The organism is Trinickia sp., assembly GCF_035492435.1.
Taxonomy (GTDB): domain Bacteria; phylum Pseudomonadota; class Gammaproteobacteria; order Burkholderiales; family Burkholderiaceae; genus Trinickia.
On the sequence record NZ_DATJJF010000210.1, the window covers coordinates 1 to 9,216 of the forward strand.

Genomic DNA, 9,216 nt, shown 5'->3' on the forward strand with positions numbered 1-9,216 from the left:
GAAGCACTCGAATACGGGATGGTCGGCATCAATACGGGCATCATCTCGAACGAAGTCGCACCGTTCGGTGGCGTGAAGCAATCCGGCCTCGGCCGAGAAGGATCGCATTACGGCATTGATGAGTATCTCGTCATCAAATACCTTTGTGTCGGGGGGATTTGAGTCATTACTGGCAAGGCTCCGTCGAGAAACCTACGCTGAAACCTACGCCGAGCCTTATCTTGCTTTCGCGCCGGGGATGCAAACGCTCGGAGTGTCTCGCGCGACGATCTGCGCCGGCATCGACCCCACACAGGCGCGGAAGCCGGCCGCAGAGGTTTACTTCGACCGCCGAATACATTAACGCGGCTCTCGAACACGGCGACGCGGATCTGCTCATGGCTGCAATCTCTGACGTTGCTAAGGCCCGCGGAATGGCCAAGGTGGCCGCCGATGCGGGTGTAGGGCGGGAGAGTCGATACAAGACACTTGCCCCCGGTTCAAAGCCAAAGCTCGATACAGTTTTCAAGCTACTGCATGCGCTGGGCGTCAAGTTGACGGCGACTCCCGAAAACGCGCATGCGTGACTACGGTTGCGGCCAAGACTTCACTGCCTCCATCTGACACCGGCGACACAGTCGCACAGTACTGGCGGCAACGCGAATCCTTTTGTGCAACGGGTAGAGCCCTTAACGCGTTCGTCGTTATGCCTCAAGGTCCTCATTGAGAACAGTACTACTACATCCGTCGATAAGATTTTTTGAAAAACCGTTTTCAAAGAAACGTTGCATTTTTACGCCATCGGGTATTTCACTAGCGCTGCGATGATTTTGGCTTGGTATGCTGTCCGCCGCGCTGCCGGCTGACGCCGATAGCCGACAAAGCCACTGGCCCATGCGGCACAGCTGCGTTCGGGCTGCCACTAACCGCTTCGAGGAGTCAACGTGAAGAAAATAATCGCGGCCTTATCCATTGCAGCGCTCGCCGTTTCCGCAGGTGTTGCGCAAGCAAAAGAATGGAAGCAGATCCGTTTCGGCGTCGATGCAAGCTACGCTCCGTTCGAATCGAAGGCCCCGGACGGCAAACTAGTCGGTTTCGATATCGACCTCGGCAATGAGATCTGCAAGCGGTTAAACGCAAAGTGCGTTTGGGTTGAAAATGACTTTGACGGGCTGATTCCAGGGTTGAAGGCGAAAAAATTTGACGGCGTCCTCTCGTCGATGACAGTTACGCCGCAACGTATGGAGCAAATCGCCTTCTCGGACCCGCTTTTCGATACGCCGACGGCGCTCGTCGCAAAGAAGGGCTCAGCCTTGAGCCCGACGGCGGACTCACTGAAGGGCAAGTCAGTCGGCGTCGAACAGGGAACGACCCAGGAAACATACGCGAAAACGAAGTGGGCGCCGAACGGTGTCAATGTCGTTTCGTATCAGAACCAGGATCAGGTCTATCAGGACCTCATGTCGGGCCGGCTCGACGCCGCGCTGCAGGATAAAGTGCAAGCCGACCTCGGCTTCTTGAAGACGCCGCGCGGTGCAGGCTTCCAGCAAATTGGCGAGGCAATCCCGAGCGGTGCCGCCGCCATCGGTCTGCGCAAAGACGACAAAGAGCTTAAGGCAGACATCGATAAGGCAATCCAAGGCATGATGAAAGACGGCACCTACAAGGCCATCGAGAAAAAGTACTTTGATTTCGACATTTCGCCGAAATCCCCCACCTGAGCATCCTCGACAATGAGCCGCTCACGGCGGCATTTCGTTTGATGAAGGGCTTCGCACTGAGCGAAGCCCTTTTTGCATACGTTCACGCAACGTACAATCGAATGCCCCGCTTTGTTTTTTTACTGCATTCCCGCCCCTTCAGATACGCGGCACAAGCCCTATGCAAATCAAGACCCATCCGTTGACTTCCCCCGCGTTAGGCACTGAGCGACGCTTGCAGAGCTTCCATTACGGCAGCGGCGCGCAGAAGGTCTACGTTCAGTCATCGCTTCATGCGGATGAATTGCCAGGCATGCTCGTTTCCTGGGCGCTGCGCCGCAAGCTCGCCGGGCTGGAGGCGGCCGGCAAGCTACGCGGCGAGATCGTCGTTGTACCCGTCGCCAACCCGATCGGTCTCAATCAGCACTTGCTAGGCCAATTGATCGGCCGCTTCGAAGCGAATACGGCGCACAACTTCAACCGTAACTTCTACGATCTCACTTCACTCGTGATCCCGCGCGTTGAAGCACAGCTTACGGACGACGCAACGGACAATCTCCAAGCTGTCCGTGCAGCGATGCGCGAAGCGCTCGACGAAGAGACGCCGCGCACGGAACTGGAATCGCTGCGTCTTGCCTTACAGCGTCTTTCGTACGACGCCGACATCGTCCTCGACTTGCATTGCGACTTCGAGGCCGCCCTGCATCTCTACACCAACCCGGACCTCTGGGCCGACGTCGAACCGCTTGCCCGCTATCTTGGCGCCCAGGCATCGTTGCTCGCGCTCAACTCGATCGGCAACCCGTTCGACGAAATCCACAGCTTTTGCTGGTCTGAACTGCGTGCGCGTTACGGCGATCGCTATCCGATTCCGAATGGATCGGTTTCGGTCACCGTCGAGCTGCGTGGCCAAAGCGACGTCTCTTACCAGCATGCGGAGCATGATGCGCAGGCCATCGTCGATTATCTGACGTATCGCGGCATCATCGACGGCAGGCCATCCGTCATGCCGCCGCTTCAGTCTGCACCGACGCCGCTCGCCGGTAGCGAGCCGCTCGTTTCGCCGATGTCAGGTGTGCTCGTCTTTCATGTGCCAACAGGCGTTCGGCTCGAAGCGGGGCAGGATGTTGCCGACGTGATCGACCCACTGACCGATCGCGTCGTCACGATCAAGAACACGATAGCGGGCGTGCTCTACACGCGTCATCGAACGCGCTTTGCGACGACCGGCATGGAGATCGGCCGCATCGCGGGAACGACAGCCTATCGATCCGGGAGCCTCCTGTCGGCTTGATCACAGTCGCGGCCACTCGACACACCCGCGCGAAGAGCCAAGCATGACTGCTCATCTGGTGTCATACCAATCCCCTGCTGATAAGCAGGGATTCGGCGGAAAAAATCGATGCGGCTACGGGATATCAAGCCAGCGAGGTAGTTATGGGTTAGCGAGGACGGCATATGCAGGCGGTTGCCGGAGCGTTGACACAGATCAAACGGGATTTTGCAGCGCCATCGTAGGATCGGTGTCGCCATGCTTCCGCCGCTCCACTTCCCCTCACGTCCAAGCAGGCAAAGGATGATTCATGAGAAGCCTGTTAGGCGAAATCCTGCCGGAAATCATGGCGCGCTGCCTGCTTGCATTCAGCATCCTCGCGATCGGGGTGTCGATCGTCTACGCCACGACCGGCTGTGTGATAGCCGTAATCGGGCGACGGAGGAAGAAGTGACAGCCAGGATTCACGGCAGTATCGCTGCCGGTCGAGCGTCCTAGCCCGCCATGGGCGGCGCGTCAATCTCTTCCCCAATCCATTGCATCGGCCAGTTAGTCGATCCGTCGAAGCCCAAGCAGATCCAAAGCAACTCGCCCTCGGCGTTCCGGCCGCTGAAGCGGGCCGGCTGCAACCGCGCGCGTAATCGGCTCCTTCACGGCCATCCGGCGGCGAAGCTGCATGTCGTCCAGAGCGTGATGTAGGCGCGGCATTGACCTCATTTAAGGATGGGGCCAATTATGGATGCATCCGTAGCTACCAACGAAATGTGCAACACAGTGATACACGCGAGTACGCCACGTCACGCATAAACCCGTTGTTCTCAAGGGGTTATCGACTTTCGATAGCACGCGGCGAGGCACGATGATACGTCACCCTTTTACGTCTGGCTTATCTTGAAAAAACTTCCCGCCTTATCCGGCATGGCTTTGCGAGATGGAACCATTTAAAAATCGGCCCTAGCTACCATGCTGGCTACCAGCCAGCCGCTGGACGCTGGCGTCCGTGATGCCGGATGAGTTCGGGCCGATCTTGACCAGTGTCAGCACGCCGCGGCGCACCATGCGATAGATGGTTTGGCGCGAGACGCCGAGTGCGGCGGCAACGTCGTTGATGCGGTGCAACTTCGGGAGCGTGGTGGCCATCCCTATCCTCCTATGAATCCTGTGTTCGATATCAACCGCTCTCGCGGCGCGACAAAAAGGGGGGTATCCCTCCGCAAATGCGGGCGGCTAGAGCCACAAAAAGAGTTTGGGAAATCTGCGACGCATTGCAGGCGCAGGAGCCAAGCGCGAATATCACCGATAAGGCTTTCCGCACGAAAGCGAAGGATGCGGGCGTGGCCGAAGGGATCAACGAAGTTATCGGACGCCCCACAGTTCCTTCGTTTTCGCAATGATGCGTTGTGCTGCTGCTTCCATCGGTCAAATTCGCTTGAACTCGATTACCCACACCCACGGATTGACATCCCACGGATAGCCGCGCGCGGCGTTGAGGCTGTCCCAAAGTTCCGCGTACGCGCGAATGCTTGGTGGCCGCGTCGCGCCGGAGCAGTACCCGATCTTGTGCCGATCCTCGATCGTTACGCCTTCGGCGATCGCATCCGCCTCGGTGATATCCTGCAACCGCTCGACGCGCACGCCGGTTACTTCGAGTGTGATGCGGGATGCCGCGCACGGCATGAAAATCGATGGTCGGCGACGCCATGTCGGGGCGGCGCCGGCACAGCGGCGCGCATCAGGATCAGCGCCGTCGAAGCGGTATGAGAAGCCAGCTTCGAGCGTCAGGTCGACGAAGCGCCACTCGTTGCGCTTTTTCTTGTCGCTGTAGCGTGTCTCCCAGCGGCCGAATGCGACGAAGGTTTCCTTGACCCATAAATGGTCGCCAGCGTAGCCATACGGGCTATTCCCGTTCTCCGGCAGCGCCACGAACTCGGCTGTGAAGTTTCCGGGCTGCAGCAGGTCGAGTGCGAAGCCTTTGATCGGGCGCCGCGTCTGCGTCTTGTGGCCGTCGAGAATGGCCCGTACCATCGCGCCGGAAAACAATATCGGGAGTTCACGCATGAGCTGGCACCACGGGGATTGGTTGTCGTTCGCACAAGCGGCCGCGTCCACAATCGCTATTGCAGGAGCCTTTGGAGTCGTCTTTCTCCAAAATCATTTCGAGCGCCGGCGACGTCACGACGCGGAGCGCGCTGACGCTCGGCGGGTGCTCCGCATCGCCATTGCCTTCACCAACAAAGCCTGGAGAGTCATTACCGATGTCTCCGAATTGCGAAACGATGAAAATCAGGTAGAACGCGAAGCCGACAGACAAAAACAAAGAAGCGATTTGAGATCGATCAAGGGCTTGCGCGCCGTCACGAGTTCAATGGTCCGCACGCAGGTCGCCAGCAAGACGCAGAACTTCAGGCCATCTGACGCCCGATCAGTTCGTCGATGTTCGGTAACAGTTGCTCGAGTTCGTCCCGCTGTAACATGACGCGCTTGCGTTTCGGTGGCCTCGGTCGGTTTCGACCATCGAGACGAGATCGGCGGAGAGAACCTTCGTCACTTCCAGTGAACCGATGCGCGGCCGGATCACTTTCTCGATGAGTCCCGCGTACACGTCGACCGAATTTTTTGCCAGACTGGGAAATTGCTTTTCGCGATAGTCATCGCACAGCTGGCTGACCGTCATCGTCTCGCGCGCCCGCGCCTTTTCGGTTTTCTTGTCGGCAGCCGGGTCTTTCCCATTATCGATCTGCACACGCTCAGCGCGAGCTCGCTTGCGCGCTTCCGCTAGACTCATGTCGGGGTAGTTGCTTAAGGTCAACTCACGCCGGCGCATGCCGCGGCTATAGCGCAGCACCCAAGTGGCGGTCCCAAACTCCGACAGCGTGAAGGTCAGGCCATCGCCATCGGCGCGCGTAATCGCCTCTTTCGCGGCCAGCCAGCGGCGCAGTTGCATATCGTCCAGAGCGTGATGTAGGCGCGGCATGATGACCTCTCTTAATGTGAGGATCATCATTCCTGCGTACGTAGCTACCAGTCTAGCTACCAATCAGATATGTGACACAGTGTTACTTGATGGCACACGATGCAACTCCTAAATCCTTTGTTTTCATGCACTTATCTCATTCTGGTGATGCACGCTGGAATGCCGTGGCATGCCTATTTGTTTAAGTCTGGCTTAATCTTGGACTGCAATGATGGCGACGTACCACCCCTGTTAGCCGCCGGAGCATCGGCGGCATCTTTTTTGCCCTTTTGTTTTCCCTTCATTACTTGATCGGCGCCAATTTGCGGCGTTTTAAAGCGGAAAAATGGCGATGACCGAAGATGCCGTCTTCAAGCATTTGCGCGGCATGCTCAAGCGCGAGCATGCGTTGCCCGTCCGGAGTTGCCGTGTGTCGACGCCCGTGCAACGCCCATGGGGCCGGACATATCGGCTCGTTGAATGGACGCTGGCGACGGATGCCCCTTCACACCGGTGCATCGTCCCCGCGGAGATGACGGATTCTGAGATCGCACGCCTCGTCGCCTCACATGTGCCCGGGCGTGTTTACTATGACGAGACGCGCGAGTGATCTTCCCTCGCACGCCCGACTCACGCCTTGAATCAGCTTGAGCCTGATATCGCCGCTTCGGAGTCTCTTCCCTGCGGCTCTTTCACGCTTGCGCTTCAATAAGATCACACGCTCTGTTACGCTTGTCCCCCATCAAGCGTAACGTACATGTCACTTTCGATGGAAAACACGTTTAACGACCGCGGGGTCATGATCACGCGCAACAGCCTGAGTGCAGGTGGTCAATCGTTCCCCTTGCGCGATATTCAAGAGATTCGCCTTGTCACAACGGAAAAAAATAAGGCATTGCCAATTTCGATCGCAATGATTGGCGCGGCGGCAGCCGTTGCCGGCGTCGTAGGTCGATCAGGCGCGGCGCTCGCGCTCGGCATAATGCTGATTGTCGTGGGCGGGCTCGCATGGCGTACGCAGGACGTGATGTTCCGGCTTTTCGTGAAAACGCCCAATGGCGAGCGCGAAGCCGTGTCGAGCACCGACGCCGAGTTCCTCACCCGTGTCGAGCGAGCTTTGCGCGCGATGCTCGCAGCCCGCTAAGATCTCGTTCGCCGCGACACAACGCCGCCGAAGCCATCGTTTCCGTCAGCTTGCTTCGAGCGGCTTCACATGCCAGATGTCGCGCGCATAGTCTGAAATAGACCGATCTGACGAAAAGCGGCCCATTCCCGCCACGTTTTCGATAGCACTCGCCGTCCACGCGCGCGGGTCGCGGAAACGCGCGTCCACTTCGTCCTGCGCCGCGAGGAATGCAGCAAAGTCGGCCAGCACCATGTAGTGATCGCCCCAATCGACGAGCGTATGAAAAATGTCGGAAAAGCGATGCGAGTCACCGTCGGCAAAGAACCCTGTGCGGATCTGATCGAGCGCGAGCCGCAACTCCGCGTTCTCTTCGTAAAGCTGCCTCGGTCGATAACCCGAGGCGCGCAAATCGCCAACCTCCTGCGCCGTCAGCCCAAAAATGAACAAGTTCTCGCGGCCGACCGCATCGGAAATTTCGATATTGGCACCATCCATCGTTCCAATCGTGAGCGCGCCATTGAGCGCGAGCTTCATGTTGCCTGTGCCTGAGGCCTCCGTGCCGGCCATCGAAATCTGCTCGGAGAGGTCCGCTGCGGGGATCATGAGGTCGGCCAGGCTTACTCCGTAGTTCGGGACGAACACGACCTTCAACGTGTCACCAATGAGTGGGTCGCTGTTGACCTTGGCGGCGACGTCGCCGATCAGCTTGATGATCGTCTTGGCCATTTTGTAAGCTGAGGCCGCCTTGCCCGCAAAGATAACGGCACGCGGCACCCAGTCATACTCGGGGTGCGCGCGGATGCGGTTATAGCGGACGATGACATGCAAGATGTTCAACAGCTGCCGTTTATATTCGTGAATGCGTTTGACTTGCATGTCAAAGAGCGCATCTGGGTGGATCGATGCCCCGATGTCATGCATGAGGAAATGCGCAAGGCGAATCTTATTGCGGCGTTTGGCCGCGCGAAATTCCGTCGCAAACGAGGGATCGTCCTTCAGTTCGCGCAGCTTTCCCAGCTCGCACAGGTCGCGGCGCCAATCGGCGCCGATGCGCGCATCGATGAGCGAGGATAGCGGTCGGCTCGCTTGAGCTAGCCATCGCCGCGGCGTAATGCCGTTCGTCACATTCGTGAAGCGCTCCGGGAACATGCGCGCAAAGTCGCTGAAGAACTCGCGCTCCATCAGCTGCGAATGCAGCTTCGATACGCCATTGACTTTCTGGCTCGCAACAATCGCTAGGTGCGCCATTCGCACACGGCGTTGGCCGAACTCATCAACGAGCGAGATCCGCCGAATCACATCGACGTCGTGGCCGAGACGCTCGCTGGCCTCCTTCAAAAAGTTCGCATTGATCTCGAAGATGATCTCGAGATGCCGGGGCAACAGGCGGGCAAGCATGTCGACGTCCCACGTTTCGAGTGCCTCGGGCATGAGCGTGTGATTGGTGTAAGAGAACACCTGATGCACAATCTTCCAGGCACGCTCCCATGGCACGTGATGCACGTCCACGAGCAACCGCATGAGCTCGGGAATCGCAAGCACGGGATGTGTGTCGTTCAAATGGACCGCCACTTTTTCGGCGAATCGTCCGAACGTGCTGTGCGTGCGTTGATAGCGGCGAATAATGTCCTGCATGGACGCCGAAACGAAAAAGTACTCTTGGCGTAGACGCAACTCGCGGCCCGCCGGCGTCGAATCGTCGGGATACAACAGGCGCGACACATTTTCCGAGCGCTCCTTCGCCTCCACGGCGCGCCGATAGTCGCCTTGGTTGAACGCGGACAAATTGAGTTCTTCCGTTGCGCGCGCCGACCACAGCCTCAAAGTATTCGTGGCGCTTGTCCCGTACCCCGGTATCACCGTGTCGAAAGCCATGGCGTTGACGTGCTCGGTCTCGACCCACTCCACACCGCTCTCGCGCTGAATCGTCCGTCCTCCGAAATGCACGAGGTATTGAACCTCCGGGCGAGGAAACTCCCAAGGGTTGCCAGGGCGCAGCCAGTAATCGGGCGTTTCCACTTGCTCACCGTTGACGATCAACTGGCGAAACATGCCGTAGTCGTAGCGGATGCCATAGCCGAAGCCCGGAATGGCCAGCGTCGCCATCGAATCGAGAAAGCAGGCGGCAAGACGCCCCAGACCGCCGTTGCCGAGCGCGGCGTCAACTTCGAGCTCGGCAACCGAT

Annotated in this window: 11 protein-coding genes; 7 read left to right on the forward strand and 4 right to left on the reverse strand. The window is 58.4% G+C overall.

Annotation, left to right across the window (positions count from 1 at the left end; all coding sequences use genetic code 11):
- The 5 genes from VL598_RS15135 to VL598_RS15155 all read left to right on the forward strand — a co-directional run.
- Positions 1 to 162: aldehyde dehydrogenase family protein (locus VL598_RS15135; RefSeq protein WP_325327557.1), on the forward strand; the 162-nt coding region annotated here is incomplete at its 5' end.
- A gap of 59 nt (positions 163 to 221) precedes the next feature.
- On the forward strand, positions 222 to 566 hold the full coding sequence (locus VL598_RS15140) for an addiction module antidote protein (RefSeq protein WP_414718728.1): 345 nt from the start codon (positions 222 to 224) through the stop codon (positions 564 to 566).
- A 357-nt stretch (positions 567 to 923) separates the two neighbouring features.
- Positions 924 to 1,700, forward strand: a complete 777-nt coding sequence (locus VL598_RS15145) for an ABC transporter substrate-binding protein (RefSeq protein WP_325327548.1) — start codon at positions 924 to 926, stop codon at positions 1,698 to 1,700.
- A gap of 160 nt (positions 1,701 to 1,860) precedes the next feature.
- Positions 1,861 to 2,973, forward strand: coding sequence for a succinylglutamate desuccinylase/aspartoacylase family protein (locus VL598_RS15150; protein WP_325327549.1), 1,113 nt, complete (start codon positions 1,861 to 1,863; stop codon positions 2,971 to 2,973).
- A gap of 289 nt (positions 2,974 to 3,262) precedes the next feature.
- Positions 3,263 to 3,406, forward strand: coding sequence for a hypothetical protein (locus VL598_RS15155; protein ID WP_325327550.1), 144 nt, complete (start codon positions 3,263 to 3,265; stop codon positions 3,404 to 3,406).
- Between the two features lie 500 nt (positions 3,407 to 3,906).
- Here VL598_RS15155 and VL598_RS15160 read toward each other — a convergent pair whose 3' ends face one another.
- The 3 genes from VL598_RS15160 to VL598_RS15170 form a co-directional block, all read right to left on the reverse strand.
- The gene (locus tag VL598_RS15160; RefSeq protein ID WP_325327551.1) at positions 3,907 to 4,092 is read right to left on the reverse strand and encodes a helix-turn-helix domain-containing protein; all 186 of its coding nucleotides are present in this window, start codon (positions 4,090 to 4,092) and stop codon (positions 3,907 to 3,909) included.
- Positions 4,093 to 4,371: 279 nt separating this feature from the next.
- Positions 4,372 to 5,010 (reverse strand): hypothetical protein, encoded by a 639-nt coding sequence (locus tag VL598_RS15165; protein WP_325327552.1) that lies wholly within the window; start codon positions 5,008 to 5,010, stop codon positions 4,372 to 4,374.
- A 364-nt stretch (positions 5,011 to 5,374) separates the two neighbouring features.
- Positions 5,375 to 5,926: an Arm DNA-binding domain-containing protein gene (locus VL598_RS15170; RefSeq protein ID WP_325327553.1), complete on the reverse strand. Its 552-nt coding sequence runs from the start codon at positions 5,924 to 5,926 to the stop codon at positions 5,375 to 5,377.
- Positions 5,927 to 6,257: 331 nt separating this feature from the next.
- Here VL598_RS15170 and VL598_RS15175 point away from each other — a divergent pair, with 331 nt between their 5' ends.
- Both VL598_RS15175 and VL598_RS15180 read left to right on the forward strand, forming a co-directional pair.
- Positions 6,258 to 6,515 (forward strand): DUF2866 domain-containing protein, encoded by a 258-nt coding sequence (locus tag VL598_RS15175; RefSeq protein WP_325327554.1) that lies wholly within the window; start codon positions 6,258 to 6,260, stop codon positions 6,513 to 6,515.
- Between the two features lie 189 nt (positions 6,516 to 6,704).
- On the forward strand, positions 6,705 to 7,049 hold the full coding sequence (locus tag VL598_RS15180; protein WP_414718729.1) for a DUF6232 family protein: 345 nt from the start codon (positions 6,705 to 6,707) through the stop codon (positions 7,047 to 7,049).
- Positions 7,050 to 7,094: 45 nt separating this feature from the next.
- On the opposite strand, the gene VL598_RS15185 is transcribed toward VL598_RS15180, so the two are convergent.
- Positions 7,095 to 9,216 (reverse strand): glycogen/starch/alpha-glucan phosphorylase (locus tag VL598_RS15185; protein WP_325327556.1); only part of this gene is annotated, 2,122 nt, incomplete at its 5' end.

What these genes read in the sequence shown, in the direction of transcription:
- VL598_RS15155 (WP_325327550.1), top strand. Translation starts at nt 3,263, where the DNA reads ATGAGAAGCCTGTTAGGCGAAATCCTGCCGGAAATCATGGCGCGCTGC.
- VL598_RS15170 (WP_325327553.1), bottom strand. Translation starts at nt 5,926, where the DNA reads ATGCCGCGCCTACATCACGCTCTGGACGATATGCAACTGCGCCGCTGG.
- VL598_RS15160 (WP_325327551.1), bottom strand. Translation starts at nt 4,092, where the DNA reads ATGGCCACCACGCTCCCGAAGTTGCACCGCATCAACGACGTTGCCGCC.
- VL598_RS15180 (WP_414718729.1), top strand. Translation starts at nt 6,705, where the DNA reads ATGATCACGCGCAACAGCCTGAGTGCAGGTGGTCAATCGTTCCCCTTG.
- VL598_RS15175 (WP_325327554.1), top strand. Translation starts at nt 6,258, where the DNA reads ATGACCGAAGATGCCGTCTTCAAGCATTTGCGCGGCATGCTCAAGCGC.
- VL598_RS15150 (WP_325327549.1), top strand. Translation starts at nt 1,861, where the DNA reads ATGCAAATCAAGACCCATCCGTTGACTTCCCCCGCGTTAGGCACTGAG.
- VL598_RS15165 (WP_325327552.1), bottom strand. Translation starts at nt 5,010, where the DNA reads ATGCGTGAACTCCCGATATTGTTTTCCGGCGCGATGGTACGGGCCATT.